16 protein-coding genes are annotated in these 19,465 nt (G+C 60.0%); 6 read left to right on the top strand and 10 right to left on the bottom strand.

Going from position 1 to position 19,465, the window contains the following annotated elements:
- The first annotated feature begins 624 nt into the window (after positions 1 to 624).
- The 5 genes from speFL to DCL27_RS02320 all read left to right on the top strand — a co-directional run bounded on the left by speFL (position 625) and on the right by DCL27_RS02320 (position 7,868).
- Positions 625 to 729 (top strand): leader peptide SpeFL, encoded by a 105-nt coding sequence (gene speFL, locus DCL27_RS02340; RefSeq protein WP_109579372.1) that lies wholly within the window; start codon positions 625 to 627, stop codon positions 727 to 729.
- A 310-nt stretch (positions 730 to 1,039) separates the two neighbouring features.
- Positions 1,040 to 3,205 (top strand): ornithine decarboxylase SpeF, encoded by a 2,166-nt coding sequence (gene speF / locus DCL27_RS02335; RefSeq protein ID WP_109691565.1) that lies wholly within the window; start codon positions 1,040 to 1,042, stop codon positions 3,203 to 3,205.
- Between the two features lie 105 nt (positions 3,206 to 3,310).
- Positions 3,311 to 4,642 (top strand): putrescine-ornithine antiporter, encoded by a 1,332-nt coding sequence (gene potE, locus DCL27_RS02330; RefSeq protein ID WP_047059124.1) that lies wholly within the window; start codon positions 3,311 to 3,313, stop codon positions 4,640 to 4,642.
- Between the two features lie 15 nt (positions 4,643 to 4,657).
- On the top strand, positions 4,658 to 6,799 hold the full coding sequence (cadA, locus tag DCL27_RS02325; protein ID WP_228594468.1) for a lysine decarboxylase: 2,142 nt from the start codon (positions 4,658 to 4,660) through the stop codon (positions 6,797 to 6,799).
- 427 nt (positions 6,800 to 7,226) lie between these two features.
- Positions 7,227 to 7,868 carry an RpiB/LacA/LacB family sugar-phosphate isomerase gene (locus DCL27_RS02320; RefSeq protein WP_005296273.1) on the top strand — a complete coding sequence of 214 codons (642 nt, stop codon included), beginning with the start codon at positions 7,227 to 7,229 and terminating at the stop codon, positions 7,866 to 7,868.
- Between the two features lie 67 nt (positions 7,869 to 7,935).
- On the opposite strand, the gene DCL27_RS02315 is transcribed toward DCL27_RS02320, so the two are convergent.
- The 7 genes from DCL27_RS02315 to DCL27_RS02285 form a co-directional block, all read right to left on the bottom strand.
- The gene (locus DCL27_RS02315) at positions 7,936 to 9,159 is read right to left on the bottom strand and encodes an L-lactate MFS transporter (RefSeq protein ID WP_005290015.1); all 1,224 of its coding nucleotides are present in this window, start codon (positions 9,157 to 9,159) and stop codon (positions 7,936 to 7,938) included.
- 146 nt (positions 9,160 to 9,305) lie between these two features.
- On the bottom strand, positions 9,306 to 10,040 hold the full coding sequence (locus tag DCL27_RS02310; RefSeq protein ID WP_205439320.1) for a LytR/AlgR family response regulator transcription factor: 735 nt from the start codon (positions 10,038 to 10,040) through the stop codon (positions 9,306 to 9,308).
- Entirely contained in the window at positions 10,021 to 11,712 is a 1,692-nt protein-coding gene (locus DCL27_RS02305; protein WP_005290011.1) for a LytS/YhcK type 5TM receptor domain-containing protein, read from the bottom strand. The genes DCL27_RS02310 and DCL27_RS02305 overlap by 20 nt, the downstream gene beginning before the upstream one ends.
- Before the next feature lie 89 nt (positions 11,713 to 11,801).
- On the bottom strand, positions 11,802 to 13,181 hold the full coding sequence (melA, locus tag DCL27_RS02300) for an alpha-glucosidase/alpha-galactosidase (protein WP_228594467.1): 1,380 nt from the start codon (positions 13,179 to 13,181) through the stop codon (positions 11,802 to 11,804).
- Positions 13,182 to 13,220: 39 nt separating this feature from the next.
- Positions 13,221 to 14,186, bottom strand: coding sequence for an ABC transporter permease (locus DCL27_RS02295; protein ID WP_228594466.1), 966 nt, complete (start codon positions 14,184 to 14,186; stop codon positions 13,221 to 13,223).
- A 4-nt stretch (positions 14,187 to 14,190) separates the two neighbouring features.
- Positions 14,191 to 14,940, bottom strand: a complete 750-nt coding sequence (locus DCL27_RS02290) for an ATP-binding cassette domain-containing protein (protein ID WP_035597859.1) — start codon at positions 14,938 to 14,940, stop codon at positions 14,191 to 14,193.
- On the bottom strand, positions 14,940 to 15,941 hold the full coding sequence (locus DCL27_RS02285; protein ID WP_005290002.1) for a sugar ABC transporter substrate-binding protein: 1,002 nt from the start codon (positions 15,939 to 15,941) through the stop codon (positions 14,940 to 14,942). Before DCL27_RS02285 ends, DCL27_RS02290 begins: the two co-directional genes overlap by 1 nt.
- 349 nt (positions 15,942 to 16,290) lie before the next feature.
- On the opposite strand from DCL27_RS02285, the gene DCL27_RS02280 reads away from it, so the two are divergent.
- Positions 16,291 to 16,707, top strand: a complete 417-nt coding sequence (locus DCL27_RS02280) for a hypothetical protein (protein ID WP_005289998.1) — start codon at positions 16,291 to 16,293, stop codon at positions 16,705 to 16,707.
- Positions 16,708 to 16,749: 42 nt separating this feature from the next.
- Here DCL27_RS02280 and DCL27_RS02275 read toward each other — a convergent pair whose 3' ends face one another.
- From DCL27_RS02275 to DCL27_RS02265, 3 genes are all read right to left on the bottom strand, one after another.
- Positions 16,750 to 17,451: a 2'-5' RNA ligase family protein gene (locus DCL27_RS02275; RefSeq protein ID WP_035597862.1), complete on the bottom strand. Its 702-nt coding sequence runs from the start codon at positions 17,449 to 17,451 to the stop codon at positions 16,750 to 16,752.
- A 246-nt stretch (positions 17,452 to 17,697) separates the two neighbouring features.
- A complete protein-coding gene (locus DCL27_RS02270) occupies positions 17,698 to 19,002 on the bottom strand; it encodes an MFS transporter (RefSeq protein ID WP_005289994.1) in 1,305 nt (434 codons plus the stop codon).
- Positions 19,003 to 19,265: 263 nt separating this feature from the next.
- A complete protein-coding gene (locus DCL27_RS02265) occupies positions 19,266 to 19,409 on the bottom strand; it encodes a hypothetical protein (RefSeq protein WP_161598456.1) in 144 nt (47 codons plus the stop codon).
- Positions 19,410 to 19,465: the final 56 nt, after the last annotated feature.

Genomic DNA, 19,465 nt, shown 5'->3' with positions numbered 1-19,465 from the left:
TTTTTGCAAAAAACAATATAAAACCTATGGATATGTCTTTTTGCGATGCATTCAGAACCATAATCTATTTTTCTGTCAACGCTGCCATTTTCCTCTACATTTCGGCAGGTTAAGCGTTATCTCCCGCCAGGTCTCACGCCCACAGCTAAAGCGGAGCCAGACGCCATAACGCACAGAATGTCTCTACCCTACACGCGTAACGACAGTGTGCCATCACCCGATAATGCTATTTGGTGTTTTCCTGCCATTCCCGCTGGCACACCATTCGGTGATAGTCACAACGCAATAATTTCACCATGGGAAATCATCAACGATAAATAAAATCGCGACTTAAGAATAAATTTAACCATTATTCAACAGTGCCCCCATTCATTATTGAAATACGATTATCCGTGATGCTTAACGCCTAAGAAAACAGAAAAATAATCGGGTGAAAATATCGCAAATTAAATTTCATGATAAACATGAGTTAATAAATCAATTTCATCAATAGTGATGAAAATCACAGTATCGTCAGGGCGACGACTTACACTATCGATGCTGTCCAAGATGATCCGAGTACCATACGACCATCTCATCCGCGTTTAGGTTTGCTTTATTTATCTCATAGCGAGAGAGTCGACAATGGAAAACAACAACAAAAACTGGCCGCATATCCGACGCGTGACCCACATTATGATGATGGCTCACCGTAGCTGCTTCGATTTTCATCTGTTCAACGCCCGATAACTCCCCCCACTCGGCAGCCGCGCGGTGCGGCGTGTCATCCCATTGATCTCAATAGCCGATTAGGCCGCATTCATATGCAGTCCTACCCTGCTTATGGCCGAGATCAAACTGATTTCAGACACCCCACAGCACGCTATGCTGCATGATGGCGTAAGCCATTCGACAACGCTATTTTCCCGTTACAGTACGGTCTTTGCGATCCGTTACTGCGCTTAACGTTGTCTAGGAAAAATGAAAAAGCTCAACGAATTTATCCCTAATAAATTCGACGGGTTCCGTTTGCCTGAAATAATTTAGCGAGACGTGCCAAATGGAAAAGTTAACAATAGCAGTGAGTGACGGCATTAAGCCAAGCATTAATAGCGAGCGTCCGATTGTGGCGCTAAATAATAGTGACCTCTGCGAGGTCGCGGCGGTGGTGCTCTCCGTCGCCGATATCCTCGCCGGTGAATTAGACAAGATCGAACAGAGTGCCTTCGGCTTGCCGGTCTTCGCCGCGCTACACAACGATGAGAGCCTACCCGCCGATTATTTGCCACGCCTCGCCGGGGTATTTACCTGCGACGATGGCAACCAGGATTTCTATGGCAAACAATTGGAAAGTGCCGCGCAGAAATATGAGGCCGCCCTGTTGCCGCCCTTTTTTGGCAGCCTCAAGGCTTATGTTCAACAGGGCAACGCCGCCTTCGACTGCCCGGGGCACCAAGGCGGCCAGTTCTTCCGCCGCCATCCCAGCGGTCGCCAATTCTTCGACTACTTCGGGGAGACGCTATTCCGCTCCGATCTGTGTAACGCCGACGTCTCGATGGGCGATCTGCTGATCCATGAGGGGGCGCCTTGCGCCGCTCAGCAGCACGCCGCCCAGGTGTTCAACGCCGACAAAACCTACTTCGTGCTCAACGGCACCTCCTCCTCCAACAAGGTGGTGCTCAACGCCCTATTAACGCCCGGTGATCTGGTGCTGTTCGACCGTAATAATCATAAATCTAACCACCACGGCGCATTGATTCAGGCCGGCGCCACGCCGGTCTACCTGGAGACCGCACGCAACCCGTTCGGTTTTATTGGGGGCATCGACGCACACTGCTTTGACGAGAACTACCTGCGCGATCTGGTGCGTGAAGTGGCACCGGAGCGGGCTGGCGAGCGGCGACCGTTCCGCCTGGCGGTGATCCAGCTCGGCACCTACGACGGCACCATCTACAACGCCCGCCAGGTGGTCGACAAGATAGGTCACCTGTGCGACTACATCCTGTTCGACTCCGCCTGGGTCGGCTACGAGCAGTTTATTCCGATGATGAAAGAGTGCTCACCGCTGCTGCTGGAGCTGAACGAGAACGATCCGGGGATCCTGGTCACCCAGTCGGTCCACAAGCAGCAGGCCGGCTTCTCCCAGACCTCGCAGATCCACAAGAAAGACCGCCACATCAAGGGACAGGCGCGCTACGTCAACCATAAACGGCTGAATAACGCCTTCATGATGCACGCCTCCACCAGCCCGTTCTACCCGCTGTTCGCCGCCCTGGATGTCAACGCGCGCATGCATGCCGGGGAGAGCGGGAAACGCATGTGGATGGAGTGCGTACGCCTCGGGATCGAGACGCGCAAGCTGCTGCTGCAAACCTGCCACCATATCCGCCCCTTCGTCCCGGAGACGGTCGATGGCCGCCCGTGGGAATCGTTCGACACCGAGGAGATGGCCAACGATCTGCGCTTCTTCGACTTCATCCCCGGTGAGCGCTGGCACGCCTTCGACGGCTATGCCGCGCACCAGTACTTCGTCGATCCCTGCAAGCTGATGCTGACCACGCCCGGCATCGATGCCAAGAGCGGCGAATACCAGGCCTTTGGGGTGCCGGCCACCATCCTGGCCAACTTCCTGCGAGAAAACGGCATCGTGCCGGAGAAGTGCGACCTTAACTCGATCCTGTTCCTGCTCACTCCGGCGGAGGATCTGGCCAAGATGCAGCACCTGGTGGCGCAGATCGCCCGCTTCGAACGCCTGCTGGAGCAAGACGCCCCGCTGGCCGAGGTCCTGCCTTCGCTCTACCAGGCCCATGAAGCCCGTTACCGGGGCTACACCCTGCGCCAACTGTGCCAGGAGATGCATGACCTGTATGTCAGCCACGACGTGAAGCAGTTGCAGAAGGAGATGTTCCGTAAGGCGCACTTCCCTCGCGTGGCGATGAACCCGCAGCAGGCCAACATCGCCTTCGTGCGCGGCGAGGTCGAGCTGGTGGCGCTGGCGCAGATCGAGGGGCGCATCGCGGCGGAAGGGGCGCTGCCGTATCCGCCGGGGGTGTTGTGTGTCGTCCCGGGCGAGATCTGGGGTGGCGCGGTACAGCGCTACTTCCTGGCGTTGGAAGAGGGCATCAACCTGCTGCCCGGCTTCGCCCCGGAACTGCAGGGGGTCTACCTCCAGCAGGAGGCGGATGGCCGCACCCGAGCCTACGGCTATGTCATTAAAAATAATTAATTTACATCAATAAATTAACTCATCGATTGAACAAGGCTCGCGGGGGATCGTGCCACCAGCGTCGTCACGTGCGGCGCGCCCCCCGCCCATTGCGAGAGAGAAACTATGAGTACGTCTAACGGTAATAAAATGGGCGTAGTACAGCTCACCATCCTGACGGCGGTGAACATGATGGGCTCCGGTATTATCATGCTGCCAACCAAGCTCGCCTCCGTCGGCACCATGTCGATCCTCTCCTGGCTGGTCACCGCCTTTGGCAGCCTATGCCTGGCCTATGGCTTCGCCAAGTGCGGTATGTTCAGCCGGAAGTCCGGCGGGATGGGGGGCTACGCCGAGTACGCCTTCGGCAAGTCCGGCAACTTCATGGCTAACTTCACCTATGCCATCAGCCTGGTGATCGCCAACATCGCCATCGCCATCTCCGCCGTCGGCTACGGCGCGGTCCTGTTCGACTGGCACCCCAGCCCGATCATGACCTGTGTCGCCACCATCGCCGTCATCTGGCTGACCACCGTGGCGAACTTCGGTGGGGCGCGCATCACCGGGCGCATCGGTTCCGTCACCGTCTGGGGGGTGATCATCCCGGTGGCCGGGATCTCGCTCATCGGCTGGTTCTGGTTTAACCCCGAGATGTACATCCAGGCCTGGAACCCGCATCACCTCTCCTTTGCCTCCGGTCTGGGCGCCTCCATCGCCATGACCCTGTGGGCCTTCCTGGGGCTGGAGTCCGCCTGCGCCAACTCTGACGCCGTGGAAAACCCGGAGAAGAACATCCCGGTGGCCGTGTTCGGTGGCACGCTGATCTGCGCCATCGTCTACATCCTCTCCACCAACGTGATGGCCGGCTTCGTCCCCAATATGGATCTGGCTAACTCCACCGCACCGTTCGGCCTGGCCTTCTCCTACATGTTTGATCCGACGGTGGGTAAGGTCATCATGGCGCTGATGGTCGTCGCCTGTATCGGCTCGCTGCTGGGCTGGCAGTTCACCGTCGCCCAGGTGTTCAAATCCTCCTCCGACATCGGCTACTTCCCGCATATCTTCGCCAAAGTCACCGCCAAGGATGCGCCGATCGCCGGGATGATCATTCTGGGGGTGGCGCAAACCATCCTGTCATTAATGACCATCAGCCCCTCGCTGAATAATCAGTTCAATTCCTTGGTTAACCTGGCGGTGGTCACCAACCTGATCCCTTACATCCTGTCGATGGCGGCGCTGATCCCGATGCACCGGCTCTACAAGATGGCCAACAAGACCCATGTGATGATCCTGTTCACCGCCATCATCGGCACGGTCTACAGCTTCTACGCCCTCTACTCCTCCGGTTCCGACGCCATGCTGATGGGATCACTGGTCACCTTCGCCGGTTGGAGCTGCTACGGCTTGTTCGTGCGGGACAACAACACCTGCCCGAAAGACAAGATCCAACATGTTTAACATGGAGACGGTTCAATGAAAGACATCCTATTTTTGTGTAACCCGGCGCCGACCTTCAAGCGCATCCCGCTGGACGAGTTGTATGCGCAGCTGCGCCAGCGGGGTTTCAACATCGTGGAAAGCACCTCGGTCGACGATCTGCTGGATCTGGTGCGTAACAACGCCCAACTGGCCGGGGTGGTGTTTGATTGGGACAGTTACAGCCTGGATCTGTGCACCCAGATCAGCGCACTCAACGAGCTGCTGCCGCTGTATGCCTTCGCCAACACCCACTCCACCCTGGACGTTAGCCTGGGTGATCTGCGCATGAATATTCGCTTCTTCGAGTACGCGCTGGGTGCGGCGGCCGATATCGCCGCCAAGATCCGCCAGGGCACCGACCAGTATATCGACGCCATCCTGCCACCGCTGACCAAGGCGCTGTTTCACTACGTGCAAGAGGGCAAATATACCTTCTGCACGCCCGGCCACATGGGCGGCACCGCCTTCCAGAAGAGCCCGGTCGGCAGCCTGTTTTATGACTTTTTCGGCGCCAACACCATGAAGTCCGACATCTCCATCTCCGTCTCCGAGCTGGGTTCGCTGCTGGGCCACTCCGGGCCCCATAAGGAGGCCGAAGAGTACATCGCCCGCACCTTCAACGCCGATCGCAGCTACATGGTGACCAACGGCACCTCCACCGCCAATAAGATCGTCGGCATGTATGCCGCACCGGCCGGTAGCACCATCCTGATCGACCGCAACTGCCACAAGTCGCTGACCCACCTGATGATGATGAGCGACGTGACCCCGATTTATCTGCGCCCGACGCGCAACGCCTACGGTATCCTGGGTGGCATTCCGAAGAGTGAGTTCGCCCACGACACCATCGCCGAACGAGTGAAGAACACCCCGCACGCCACCTGGCCGGTACACGCCGTGGTGACCAACTCCACCTATGATGGCCTGTTCTATAACGCGGAATATATCAAGCGGACCCTGGAGGTAAAATCCATCCACTTCGACTCCGCCTGGGTACCCTACACCAACTTTAGCCCGATCTACCAGGGCATGAGCGGCATGAGCGGCGAGCGGGTCGAGGGCAAGGTGATCTATGAGACCCAGTCGACCCATAAGCTGCTGGCCGCCTTCTCTCAGGCATCCATGATCCATGTGAAGGGGGACTACAATCCCGAGACCTTCAACGAAGCCTACATGATGCACACCTCCACGTCGCCGCACTACGGCATCGTGGCCTCCATCGAAACCGCCGCCGCGATGATGAAGGGCCAGGCGGGCAAGCGACTGATCCAAGGCTCCATCGAACGCGCCATTCGTTTCCGTAAAGAGATCAAACGGCTACGTGCCGAATCCGACGGATGGTTCTTCGATGTCTGGCAGCCGGATAACATCGACGACGTCGCCTGCTGGAAGCTGGAACCCAACGCGACCTGGCACGGCTTCAAAGAGATCGACGACAACCACATGTACCTCGACCCGATCAAGGTCACCCTGCTGACGCCGGGGATGAAGGCCGATGGTACCCTGGCGGACGAGGGCATTCCCGCCGCCATCGTCGCCAAGTATCTCGACGAACATGGCATCATCGTCGAGAAGACCGGGCCGTATAACCTATTGTTCCTGTTCAGTATCGGTATCGACAAGACCAAGGCACTCAGCCTGCTGCGGGCGCTGACCGACTTCAAGCGCGCCTACGATTTGAACCTGCGCGTCAAGAACATGCTGCCGTCGCTGTACCGCGAAGATCCCGAGTTCTATGAAAACATGCGCGTCCAGGCGTTGGCCCAAGGGATCCATGCCCTGATCCAACACCATAACCTGCCGGATCTGATGTACCGCGCCTTCGCGGTGTTGCCGACCCCGGTACTGAATCCGCACGACGCCTTCCAGCAGGAGTTACGCGGCCAGGCCGAAGAGATCGCGCTCGACGAGATGATAGGCCGGGTGAATGCCAACATGATCCTCCCCTACCCACCGGGCGTACCGCTGGTGATGCCGGGAGAGATGCTGACGGAGGAGAGTCGCCCGGTGCTGGAGTTCCTACAGATGCTGTGTGAGATCGGCGCGCACTATCCCGGCTTCGAGACCGACATCCATGGCGCCTATCGCCAGGCCGACGGGCACTATACTGTCAAGGTGCTGAAGTCGGCCTCATGACGCCGCGCCGGCGCCCGCTCACGGGGCGACGCTGATCGCCTCACCGTGTGGGAGCTCCCACCCACACGCCATTGATGACGCGGCGGGCCGTCGCCGTGTCATCCTGCCCACGGCCCGCACGTCACCCGGCGCGGTATGCGTCGACGTGTCTCGGCCGTAGGCCTTGATGCCGGCGGATGAGGAGGTGCTCCTCAGCCAACCTTCCTCGGTCCACGTCCCCTCCGTCGGCTTTTTTTTCACGCACCTGACCCGCGAGGGCAGGCTGTGTGCCACATCGCAAATAATAAAACACAATTTCAATTTAATTGAATTGATAGACCGCTGACAGTAGACTACCCCCAGACACGCGGATGGATTTCCGCCCCCGCGGGCCTTCCCCCGGCGGAGATCGCCGCCCTTCTCTTGGGTTACGATGTAAGGATATGTTGTGAAAATTGCACTAATGATGGAAAACAGCCAGGCCGCCAAGAACGCCGTGGTGTTGCAGGAGCTTAACGCCGTCGCGCAGGCTGGCGGACATCAGGTCTATAACGTCGGCATGAGCGACGAACAGGATCACCATCTGACCTACATTCACCTGGGGATCATGGCCAGCATCCTGCTCAATGCCAAGGCGGTCGACTTTGTGGTCACCGGCTGCGGCACCGGCCAGGGCGCCCTGCTCTCCCTCAACGCCCATCCGGGCGTGGTGTGCGGTTACTGCATCGATCCGGCCGACGCCTTCCTGTTCGCCCAGATCAACAACGGCAACGCCCTCTCCCTGCCGTTCGCCAAGGGGTTCGGCTGGGGCGCCGAGCTGAACCTGCGCTACATCTTCGAGAAGGCCTTCGCCGGTGAGCGTGGCCAAGGGTATCCGCAAGAGCGTCGCGAACCACAGGTCCGCAACGCCGCCATCCTCAACCAGGTCAAGGCCGCGGTGATCAAGGATGACTACTTAGACACCCTGCGCGCCATCGATGGCGATCTGCTGAAGACCGCCGTCGGCGGTGCTCGCTTCCAGCAGTGCCTATTCGAACAGGGCCAGGATGCGGCGATCATCGACTTCGTGCGTAGCCTACTGGCCGCCTAAGGCGATACATCCATAGCGCAACGCCGCCCAATGGGCGGCGTTGTCGTTTCGGCGAAAGCCAAGGGCGTTATGACTCCAGCGCCAGATTCCCGGAAGGGAGCGTCGCCTGCTGCGGACGCGAGACTCGCAGCGAGCAACACAGGGTGACCAGCAACAGGGCGAAGATCAGATAGAAGGTCGCCATAAAGCCGCCGAACAGCGCCGCGACGATCGAGCCGATGATGCTGCCGACGCCGAAGCCCAGGTAGATCACGCCGTAGTTTTTGGTCAGGTTATTCAGGCCGAAGAAGTCGCTGACCAGCGAAGGATAGACGGTGATGGTGCCACCGAAGCTAAAGGCGATACAGGCGACCGCCAGGTAAAACAGCGTCTCATTCAACGGTACGAACAGCAACAGCGCCATCCCCAGCAGCGTCACCACTTGCGCCAACGAGATCACCCGAATGCGCGCCATCTTATCCGACAACACTCCCAACACCAGACGCCCAGCCAGGTTGGCGACGGCGATCACCGCGACCGCCCCGGCGGCGATGCCGCTGGCGAGATGTGCCATATGCTCGCCGATATCCTTCGCCACCCCGATGACATACAAGCCGCTCATGCAGGCGGAGAGGAAGATCAGCGCCAAGACCCAGTACTGCGGCAGGCGCATCGCCTGAGCCAGCGTGAAATCGACCCGGCTGCCCGCCTCGGCGCTCTGCGCGCTGGCCTCCTGGCGCTGCGGCGCGTCGCGCATCAGCAGACTGCCGCACAACACCATCACCATGGCGATGATGCCCCAGTAAACGAAGGCCTGTGCCAGGCCGACGTGGCTCAACAGCACACCGTTAATAAACTTGAAGCCCAGACTCCCCAGGCCATAGGCGCCGATGGCGCAGGCGGAGACCAGCCCCTTGCGCTGCGGGAACCATTTCACACAGTTGGAGAGCGTCATCAGGTAACCGGCGCCGTCGGCCAGCCCGACCATCACCCCGGCGCACAGATAGAGCATCAGCAGATTATGGGCGTGAGCGGTCAGGAAGAAGCCGACCCCCAAGGCGATCCCCGCCCCCTGCGTCACGCGCCGCACGCCGAAACGCTCCTGTAACTTACCCGCCAAGGAGGAGGCCAGCGCCAACGACAGGCTGAGTAGGCCGAAGGTAAAGGCGACCTGGCTCACCGGCTCATCGAGGCGCTGCGACAGTTGGGCGTTGAACAGGCTCCAGGTGTACACCGAGCCGAGGGCAAACTGGGTAATGACCGTACCGATCAGCGTCAGTACGCGGGTGCGTTGGCGGGAATGCGGATCCATAGTTACCTCGTGAATGTCAGTTGGCGGCAGCGGCGGGCTGCCGAATACTGGGCACTATAGGCGCACGCCCGCGCGAGGCGGGCGAAAAAGGCATGAGATGCACGATGAGAGGAATGAAATGCAGCCCATGGGGAATGGAATGCAGGCTATAAACGCATCAACTGGCGGAAGGCCTTGATGTTGCTGCGGCTAACGGGCACCTCAAACGTCAGATCATGCAGGTGGATCAAGTAGGTGCTATTGAACCAGGGGACGATCTCGCTGATCTTATCGATGTTGACGCAGTAGGAGCGGTGGCAACGAAAGAAGCGCTCCGTCGGCAAGCGGCTGATAAACTCGCTTAGGCTCATCGACAAGACGAAACGATCATCGCGGGTATACACGTAGGTCAGCTTCTCGTCGGCCTCGGCATAGTAAATCTGCTCACAGGGGGTGACGATGATACGTTCACCCTTGGTGAGGTTGACCGTCGCCGCCGGGGCGGCGCTCTCCGCCGTGCTGAGCGGCGGGCGACGCGCCTGCTGCTCCAGCTGTTGCAGCACCTGGATGATACGCGCCTCGTTATAGGGCTTGAGAATGTAGTTAAACACCTCCAGCTCGAAGGCCTCGGCGGCAAACTCCTTGTAGGCGGTCACGAACACCACCGCCGGCCCCTCCTCGCCATGCTGCTGGCTCAACAGGTTGCGCGCCAGCATCATCCCGTCGATGGAGGGGATCTGGATGTCGAGAAACAGCACATCCACGCGATGCGTCTGGAGGTATTTGAACGCCGCCAAGCCATCCTCAAACTGCGCCTGCACCCGGATCTGGCTATGACGGCCGATCAGGTAGGCCAACTCTTCACGCGCCAGATATTCGTCTTCAACAATGATCGCTGTCAGCATGCGCCCCTCCCGCTTTCGGCAAATAGAAACAGACTTCGGTTCCCGGCTCCAGGCGGCGAATGCGCAGCCCCTCGCCGTAGAGCAGTTGCAGACGCTGCTGGACATTGCTCAGGCCGATGCTATCCCCGCTCGGCTCGCCGCGCGCCACCTGTTCGATCACCGCCTGGCTGATGCCATAACCGGTATCGCGTACCGCGATGCGCACCCGCTCCGGCTCATCACGCACCTCGATGGTCACCCGTCCCGGCCCGCTGCGCGGCTGAATGCCATGCAGGATGGCGTTCTCCACCAGCGGTTGCAACAGCAGGCTGGGCAGGGAGATCGACACCGGATCCAGGGCGAAGATCACCTGCAAGCGATCGCCGAAGCGCGCCTGTTCGATGGCGATGTAGTTACGCACCTGCATCAGCTCCTCCGCCAGATCGATCAGCCGATCGCCGCGCGCCAGATTGTAACGCAGGTAGTCGGCCAGCGAGGCGATCAACTGGCGCGCCTTATCCGGATCGAGGCGGATCAGCGACGAGATGGCATTCAGGGCATTAAACAGGAAATGGGGATTGATCTTGCTCTGCAACGCGCTGAACTCGGCCTTACGCGCCCCTTCGCGTAGCTGCTCCATGCGCGCCACCGCCATCTGCGTCGACATCAGTTGCGACAATCCCACCGCCAACTCGCGCAGCGCGCCGGTGATGCGATAGCGGCGACGGTAGTAGATCTTCAACGTCCCGGTCACCGCCTCCTGCTGCTCACGCAACGGAATGATGATCACCGAATGGAAGTCCGACAGATTGTAGCTACGTAGGTTATTGTTCAGCAGGATCTGCCCGCTCTCCACCGCCTCGCGTGTCAGCTGACTGATGGCGTGATGCCCCTCCAGCGCGTAGCATTCACGCCCGGTACCGGCATAGGCCAGCACATCCTGCGTATCGGTGATCGCCACCGCATCGGCGCCGATCTCGCGGCGAATGATCTCGCATACGGACTCGAAGGCGCTGCGCGTGATCTGGTGAAAATAGGGCAAGGTCTGGTTGGCGACATCCATCGCCAGCTTGGCCTGACGCGCGGCGATCAGCTCCTTCTCATCGTTGAGATCCTGCACCAGGCGGATGATCAGGCCGATGCAGATCGCCCCGACGATCATCGGCACCCCAATCTTACTGACGATGGCGATCCCCACGGCATGGGGCTTGGTCAGCAGCAGGATCAACAGCATGGTCAACCCCTCGCACGCCATCCCGGCCAGGATGCCATACAGCCAGAGGCGCGAACGGCGCGCGCGGTAGTAGATCAGCGTCGCCAACAGCCCGGCCACCACGCTGCTCAGCAGACAGGGCAACGAGGTGTAACCGTCCACATCGATCAGATAACGATGCACCCCGGAGACGATCCCGGCGGGGATCCCCACCCAGGGGCCAAACAGGATGCCGCCAGCGATGATGGCGATGATGCGCACATTGATCAGCGCCCCTTCGACCCGCAGGCCGGTATAGGTGCTAAACACCGCGAAGGCGCAGAACAGTACCGACACGGTAGCCAGCTCCAGGGCCGAACGATTCTGTTTCTGCAATAACGATTGAAAGGGGCGGATGCGGGTCAGGAAGAACAGCATCATCAACATCAACGCCGCCCGCTCGAACACGGCCAGCAGCCGCAGGAAATCACTGATCACGTCGCTACCTCACCGGGTAGTAGGGCCGCTCGCGGCCGGAAGGAACCTGTGCGAGGCCGCGCCGGGTCACCCCCACGCGGCCCCGTCGCTTAGGCCGACATCCCTGCGGCGCGAAACTGTGGCAGCCACTGACGCTGGGCGGCGAACAGCTCATCGAACATCTGTTGGATCTGATCCAGGGTACAGACCGCGGCGGTCAGCGGATCGAGGGAGAGGGCATAGCGCGCCGCCTCCAGATCGCCGCTCAGCGCCGCCTGCACCACCAGCTCCTGCACCGCGATGTTGCTCTTACACAGGCTGGCGCACTGGGTCGGTAAGCGCCCCATCGCCTGCGGATGCAGGCCGTCGCCATCCACCCAGATCGGCACCTCCACCACGCACTCCGCCGGCAGGTTCTCTACCAGCAGCCCCTGCGGCTGACGGTTGGCCATATTGCCGTTGATACGGGTCCGCTCACCGCTGAGCTGCGCGCTGATCAGCTTCGGCGCGTTGAGCATGTTCGGCGCGATGACGAAGGGCCGCTCGCCCGCCAGCTGGGCATCGATCTCCGCCTTGCCGGCGGCGTGCACCTGCTCCTCCAGCGCCAACAGATTCCAGCGCTGCGGCAGAAAACGGTCGATCATCGCCGGGTTCTTGCGGAAATAGGGCAGATAGTCGCTACAGTGCCAATGGTTCTCGGTACACCACAGGCCGAAGAAGCGCAGCACCTCGCAACGCACCCCATCCGCCTGACGCACCCGCTCCTCCTCCGCCAGGGCGCGGACCCTTGGCAGCAGATCCTCGCCATGGCGAGACAGCGCCGTGATCCAGGTCATATGGTTGATACCGGCGAAGTCGTATTCGATGTCCGCCGGGACCTCATGGTACATCAGACGCTGCCAGCGCTGCGGCGTCGAAGGGTGGTCGACCCACGGCCCCAGCCCCAGGTAGCCGGCCAGTTGCGCCACGGTATAGCGCACCCCGTAGCACAGGCCGATGCTACGCACCGCGCTGGCCTCCTTCGCCGCCCAGGTCAAGGGGGCCAGTGGGTTGGCATAGTTGATGAACAGCGCCTGCGGACACAGCTCCTCCATGTCACGCAAGATAGCCAGCATCGGCGGGATATGGCGCAGGGCACGGAAGATACCACCCGGCCCCAGGGTATCCCCCACCTCCTGGATCACCCCATAGCGCGCCGGAATCTCCATATCCAGCCGCCAGGGAGCCAGGCCGCCGACCTGGATGGCATTGATGACGAAGTCGGCACCGCGCAACGCGCTGCGGCGATCGGTGGTGTGACGTACCGTCACCCTCACCCCAGACTGGGCCACCATCATGCTGATCAGCCGCTGGCTACGCGCCAGAGCCTGCTCATCCAGATCCATCAGGATGATCTCGCTACCCTCCAGCACCGGGCTGGCCAATAGGGCAGAAATGATCTGACGCGAAAACATGATGCTGCCCGCGCCGATCAGTGTGATTTTGCTCATGGAATTGCCTTACTCAATACGCTGCGCCGCGGCGCAGCCTTAACGCCGCCGTGGGCGGCGTTGCAACAAGGCGCCGTGTGTCACCAGCGCCAGCAGGATGATCACCCCATACACCAACCGGGCCCAGAAGCCGTCTAGCCCGGCGCTGATGATCCCCGCCTCCAACATGCCGATGATGCAGGCGCCGAACAGACTGCCGATCAGCGAGCCGCGTCCGCCCAGCACCGAGGTACCGCCGATGAACACCGAGGCAAACACCAGCAACATGTAACCCTGCCCCTGGTTCGGCCACCAGCTGCTCATCTCGACGCTCAGCAAGACCCCGACCAAGGCGGAGAGAATGCCCATCACCATAAACAGCCAGAAGCGGGTGGCGTTGACCGGTACCCCCATCAGACGCGCCGACTCTGGATTGTCGCCGATGAAGTTGATCTGATCGCCGAAGCGGTGACGCGCCAGGTAGAGCCACATCACCAGGGTAGCCAGCAACCCCCACAGGCTCTGCGCCGGTAACCAATCGCCCAGACGCCCCACCAGCAGGGTGGCCAAGCCATCGTCACGCAGCGTCGGCAGGCTGATCGCCAGCCCATTAGCCAACACCGTCGACAAGCCGCCGAGGAAGAACTGAGTACCGATGGTGGCGATGATCGAGGGGATGTTGAGACGCACCACCAGTAGGCCATTCAACAGCCCGCACAGCAGACCGCTGAACAACGCCCCGATCAACGCCAGCAGACCGGAGCCGGTATGCTGATACAGCCAGGCGAAGACGAAGCCGCCCAGCGCCACCACGGAGGGGAAACTGAGGTCGATCTCGCGGGCGATGATCAACAGCGTCATCCCCAGCGCTAGCAGCACCGTCAGCGGAATGGTAGAGAGCAGCGAGGTATAGATCCGCGCGTGCAGAAAGGTCACCGGGCTGATGACGGCGAACAGCAGCCACAGCAGCAGCAAGATCAGGCCGGTCAGCAACGGCGCCCGATGACGGGAAAAAAACAGTTTCATCGACTCATGACCTCACGGCATCTAACAACGCCTGCTGCAGGCTGGCCAGCGTCAGCTGATCCTTACGATAGGCGGCGACGATCGCCCCGCGATCCATCACCACGAAACGGTCCGCCACCCGGTAGGCGTCGGCCATATTGTGGGTGATCAGCAGACAGGCGCGCGCTTGACTACGCAGCTGTTCGATGAAGCGCAACACCTTCTCCACCTCACCGAGGGAGAGAGCGGTGGTCGGCTCATCCAGGATCACTAGGCGCGCGTCAAACAGCATCGCCCGACCGATGGCTAGCCCCTGGCGTTCGCCGCCGGAGAGTTGGCCGACCAACGCATCGACGTTGGCACCAACGCCGCGAAAGTTCAGCTGGTGTAGCAGCGCCTGCGCCCGGCGCCGCTCCTCACGCTCATCGATAAAGCCCCAGCGATTGCGCAGATGGCGCCCGAGGAACAGGTTACGCCACAGCGATTGACCCAGTCCCAGCGCGCCGTTCTGGTAGACGGTCTCGATCCCCTGGCGGCGCGCGCCCAGCACGTCGTAACGCCGCCCATCGACCGCCTGCCCCGCCACCTTCAGCGTACCGCTATCGAAGCGCTCGGCGCCGGCGATCGCCCGGATCAGGGTCGATTTGCCGGCACCGTTATCCCCCAGCAAGGCCACGACCTCACCGGGGAACAGCTGAAAGTGAATATCGCGCAGGGCATGAACCGGGCCGAACCATTTGTTCAGCCCGATCAGTTCCAGCGCAGGTTGCATCATCAACGCAGACCTTTGCTGGCCAGCGGCGCGATCAGCCCGATGTTCTCTTTAGAGACGAAGCCCGCGCCGGTGTTGATATCCAGACCGGAGAAGCCATAACGCTTGGTCAGGACGATCTGCACCACGGAGAAGTAGCCCATCAGGTAGGGCTGGGCATCGGCCACCAGCTGCACATAACCGGATTTGATCGCCTCGGCGGTCGCCGGTGACAGGCTGAAACCGGCCACATAGACTTCGCCCGGCTTGATACCGGCATTACGCATCAGGTTGCCCATCTGCGCGGTCAAGGCGCCGTGATCGACCAGCACCATCTTCACGTCCGGGTGGGTCGCCATGTAGGCGGTAAAGGCTGGGGCACCCAGAGAGGGATCTTTATCCACCTCCGGTGAAATCTGCAGGAAGTCGACCTTCACGCCGGCCTGCTCCAGCCCCTTGATCAGCCCCAGGGTCGATTCGCTACGCGCGGCCCGATCCTTCAGCCCCCAGACCAACGCGCGATCGCCCGCCTTCAGGCCACTGCGACGCACCGCCTCTTTCGCCAGACGTAAACCACGCACCGCGTTGTTATCGCCGACGTAACCGAAGCCCTTGCTCTGCTCAGCCTCCATGGTGCCCGGCAGCTCGGTATCGATGGAGGTCACCAGGATGCCCTTATCGATCGCCTCCTTGATCAACGGCTGGTAGGCGGTATCGCCCGGCAGGCCGATCACCACGATGCCGGTCGGCTTGGCCGCCAACGCCTGCTTAAAGTTTTCGATCATCTTCTGCGGCTGCCAGTCGGAGTAGACCAGACGCAGATCGACGCCCAGATCTTCCGCCGCCTGCTTAGCCCCGTTCTGCACCACCGTCACGTAGGACTCGCCGACCGGGCCGCCCACGTCGAACCAGATGCTCATCCCCTTACCCGACGGCTCGGCCGACGCCGTATTCGCCCCGACGCAGCCCAATGCCAACAACGCGGCCGCCGCAATACCTTTAATCTTGCGAGAAATACCCATCATTATCACCTTAATTATTCGTAGGGTGAGCGGCCCTTACCGCTGACCGCCCCATCGTCGCGTCCGGGACATAAAAAAGACGACCCTCTCGTCGTCCTTCGTCATGCCACCCGCTTACGCGGAGGAAATATATTAGGCGTTTTTATGCTCGCGCTAAAGCCCCGTCTTGCCGCCGGGGCGATACCACTGCAACGCGCTCTGCGTTAAACTACACTCCCGCTCTCCCCGCACAGCATCTCCTCGCGGCAGAGAGGCGGTCAACGAACAATAATAACGCACGGACCTCACCTGGGCGGCTCGACATTTGGCGGCCCCCAGAGATAACCATTTTCATCTGTTAAAGGAAAAGACCATGTCCAACTCACGGGCCGCACTTCTGGTCGAACGCATCAAGGATGCGCTGAAAGGCAACCGACCACAGACCAGCGAGATCAACGTACAGCTGGTCGAAGACAGTTCCTTTGGCCCCGTCAAGATCGTCATGTTTCTGTGGAGCGTGGCGGACAACGACCTCAATGCCGACATCGTCGCCCAAGAGGCGCTGTTTCTGCTGAGAGATGAAGACATCTACGTCTCTTTCCACAAGACGCGCCGCCGCGACGGCGAGCGCCTGCTGACCGTCACCCAACCGCTGGAACCGAACAACCCGAAATACAGCTATGGCAACCTGCGCGGCTTCACCTCGCTGTGGCTGATCCAGGCCACCGGAGCAGAGAAACTGAAACAGGCCAATGCCGAGCATGGCGACGGACGCATCATCCGCCGCTAAACGCCCGCGCGGCGCCGTCGCCACGGCGCCTCCTCCCCCACCTTACGGTTTAGCGGCCGCCTGCGCCGCCGGGGCGCTGAAGTCGTAACGCGCCAGCACCGTACGGCTCTGACCATTACTATCCGTCTCGCTGATCCCCAAGCCGATCGCCTCGACGCGCTGCGCGCTAAAGTGTTGACCGTAGCTTTGCATAAACTGGCTCAAGGCGGCATGGTCGCTCTGCGCCAGCAGGGTGATATGGGGATCGAAGTGTGTAAAGACGTTCGGGCTACCATATTGGGCAAACGCCGCCTTCTTCTCCGGATAGGCATTGACCCAGGCCGGCATCGCCGCCGACTTATCACGATAGGGCGAGAGGCGCTGCACCAGGCTGTCCGACAGGCGCTGCAACGACGGGCTGTTTTGCACCGCGATCATCAGCCAGTCGCCACGCGTCTGGGTCAGATGGGTTAGCTGCAACGGGAAGGGCTGCCATTGGCGACTCAACGCCGCCACCTCACGCTGTAAGCGCGGCAAGGCATCCGGCCCATAATCGGCCAGATAGAGCGTGACATGGGGCATAAACCCCTGGCGCGCCAAGCTGGTGAGGCCACACTCTGCCAGCTGTTCGCTGGTCTGCGCGATCAGGGTGTTAACCCCCGCGCTCGGGATGATGAACACATCATAGCTTTTACCCGGCGCCGCTCCCCAAGCCGTCCCCGCCAACAGACACATCAGTGCGCACGCGCTTAACCCCCGTCTCATCTTGCCTCCTCGTCGCTCATCTCACCACCGGGCCAACGTCCGCGCGCTGCGCAGTTCGACCCGCTTAAGCGGATTATCATCCCCGGCTCACGTCGGTAAAAATGCGATCGCACTCAAGAAAGCGCCTGTCGATATAGCCAAAAGCCAGCAACGTAAGCCGTTATAGTTAACACTTTCACTCACGGCCCCGCGCTTCAGTCGTCGTACAATCCCTCGCGCCTAACGGCGCGGTGGCTACGCATCCGGCTAGCTCCGCGCCGTTCCCTGACGGCGCGCCGCCATGGCATAGTCGGTGAGCGCCTCATAACTGCGCCGATCGACAATGAAGAGAATACTGAACAGAAAGATCACCATGAAGATCACCGCGCTGCCAAACGCCAGCGGAAAACCATAGGCCGAGGCGATGGCGGTCAGGATCAGCGAGTTCAATGCCCCCATGATGTTCAACACCCCATTAAAGATGCCATACACCATCCCGGTCGATGCCTGATTGGGTGAGATGTCGATAATATTGACCGCCCAGGCGCCGACGGTCAGATTCATAAACAGCTGCACCAGGCCGATCAAGATGGCGGTCAGCCGTCCCAGCCCGCTTTGAGCGGTCATCAACGACGCCACGACACACAATACCGCTAAAAACATCGGCACGGCCGTACCAATACGGCGCGCCGTCAGACGGTTATAACGCCGTACCAGACGATCATTAAAGGGACCGGAGAGGAGAAAACCAATAAAGCCCATAAAGGCACCGAGGCTCGACCACAAGGCACTTTTCAGAATATCCATGTGGAAGGTGTAATACATGTAACTGGGCACCCAGTTAAGAAAGGTAAATAAAATATAACCGAAGGTCAGGTAAATCAGCAGCATCCCTACCCCGGTACGGGAGGTAAATACCCGGCGGATCCCCGGCCAGTCTATCTGCTCTTGACGCGCATCCACCATATTGCCAATCCAGGCCAACTCCTGCCGATTGACTCGCCGATCATCCGCCGGACTATCGCGCACCACCCACAGCCAGACCGGCAACAGGAGCAGACCTGCCCCACCAAAAATGACGAAGGCCCAACGCCAGCCCAGGGAAACGACAATCCAACCTACCAAAATACTGCCGATGGCAGGGCCAAGATATTGCCCAGAGCCAGCTAAGGTATAGGCCGTAGAGCGTTCCGTCGGCGCCGCCCAACTATTCGCCGCCTTGGCATTAAAGGGCCAGATCGGTGCCTCACCGACTCCCATCAAGCCACGGAGAATAAACCATCCGGTGAGCGTTGTGGCAAAGGGAGAGGCGATGGTAAAGAGTGACCACCAGCCAAAGGCGGCAAAGATCCCCCAACGTAGCCCTAATTTATCCGCCAACCATCCCCCCGGGAAATTAAACAGGGCATAGGCCATCCCCCAGACAAAAGAAATATCACCGATTTCTGCCAGGCTAAAATGCAAATCTTTTTGAATGTCAGGGATAGAGACAGAAAAGTTAACCCGATCCATGTAATTAATTGCGATGACTATAAACATCAGCAATATAATTAAGTAACGCCGTCTGGTCATAGAGACTCCTTAAAAATAAGGCAGCTATCTCAGCACTGAGCACGGCATATCATTTGTGACAGCAATCAAAGTCACGGGTAACAGTTCTCACCATTTTATTGCGGTAGACTGTTTTTTGTTAAGGTTCATGTAGCCGAGGCTGGCGGAAAAATAGTAGCGGTCGCGGCTTACCTGATCGTATCGTCAAATAAAATCATCGTTGCGCGTTACCCCCCCTTAATGGCCGCGATTCGGTTAAACGATCGACCGGCCCGATGGGGCACCTAGCCCTTGCCGTGGCGTACGATTGCCTGAGGTCGATGTACGCGGATCCCTCCCACCACCGCCCACACGATGCTACGCAGCGCCGATGCCCACTTCACCGCCTGGCATTGGCCATCACCGGATACGCTAACGACTGACGGCACGGCCTAGCCGGAAAAACGAGTCAGCCTGATGGAATACCCGCCGTAACCCAATAAGC

The sequence above is a fragment of the Edwardsiella tarda ATCC 15947 = NBRC 105688 genome, from assembly GCF_003113495.2.
Classification (GTDB): domain Bacteria; phylum Pseudomonadota; class Gammaproteobacteria; order Enterobacterales; family Enterobacteriaceae; genus Edwardsiella; species Edwardsiella tarda.
This window is presented reverse-complemented; position numbering and strand designations above follow the sequence as displayed.

What these genes read in the sequence shown, in the direction of transcription:
- speFL (WP_109579372.1), top strand. Translation starts at nt 625, where the DNA reads ATGGAAAACAACAACAAAAACTGGCCGCATATCCGACGCGTGACCCAC.
- speF (WP_109691565.1), top strand. Translation starts at nt 1,040, where the DNA reads ATGGAAAAGTTAACAATAGCAGTGAGTGACGGCATTAAGCCAAGCATT.
- potE (WP_047059124.1), top strand. Translation starts at nt 3,311, where the DNA reads ATGAGTACGTCTAACGGTAATAAAATGGGCGTAGTACAGCTCACCATC.
- cadA (WP_228594468.1), top strand. Translation starts at nt 4,658, where the DNA reads ATGAAAGACATCCTATTTTTGTGTAACCCGGCGCCGACCTTCAAGCGC.
- DCL27_RS02315 (WP_005290015.1), bottom strand. Translation starts at nt 9,159, where the DNA reads ATGGATCCGCATTCCCGCCAACGCACCCGCGTACTGACGCTGATCGGT.
- melA (WP_228594467.1), bottom strand. Translation starts at nt 13,181, where the DNA reads ATGAGCAAAATCACACTGATCGGCGCGGGCAGCATCATGTTTTCGCGT.
- DCL27_RS02295 (WP_228594466.1), bottom strand. Translation starts at nt 14,186, where the DNA reads ATGAAACTGTTTTTTTCCCGTCATCGGGCGCCGTTGCTGACCGGCCTG.
- DCL27_RS02290 (WP_035597859.1), bottom strand. Translation starts at nt 14,940, where the DNA reads ATGATGCAACCTGCGCTGGAACTGATCGGGCTGAACAAATGGTTCGGC.
- DCL27_RS02285 (WP_005290002.1), bottom strand. Translation starts at nt 15,941, where the DNA reads ATGATGGGTATTTCTCGCAAGATTAAAGGTATTGCGGCGGCCGCGTTG.
- DCL27_RS02280 (WP_005289998.1), top strand. Translation starts at nt 16,291, where the DNA reads ATGTCCAACTCACGGGCCGCACTTCTGGTCGAACGCATCAAGGATGCG.
- DCL27_RS02275 (WP_035597862.1), bottom strand. Translation starts at nt 17,451, where the DNA reads ATGAGACGGGGGTTAAGCGCGTGCGCACTGATGTGTCTGTTGGCGGGG.
- DCL27_RS02270 (WP_005289994.1), bottom strand. Translation starts at nt 19,002, where the DNA reads ATGACCAGACGGCGTTACTTAATTATATTGCTGATGTTTATAGTCATC.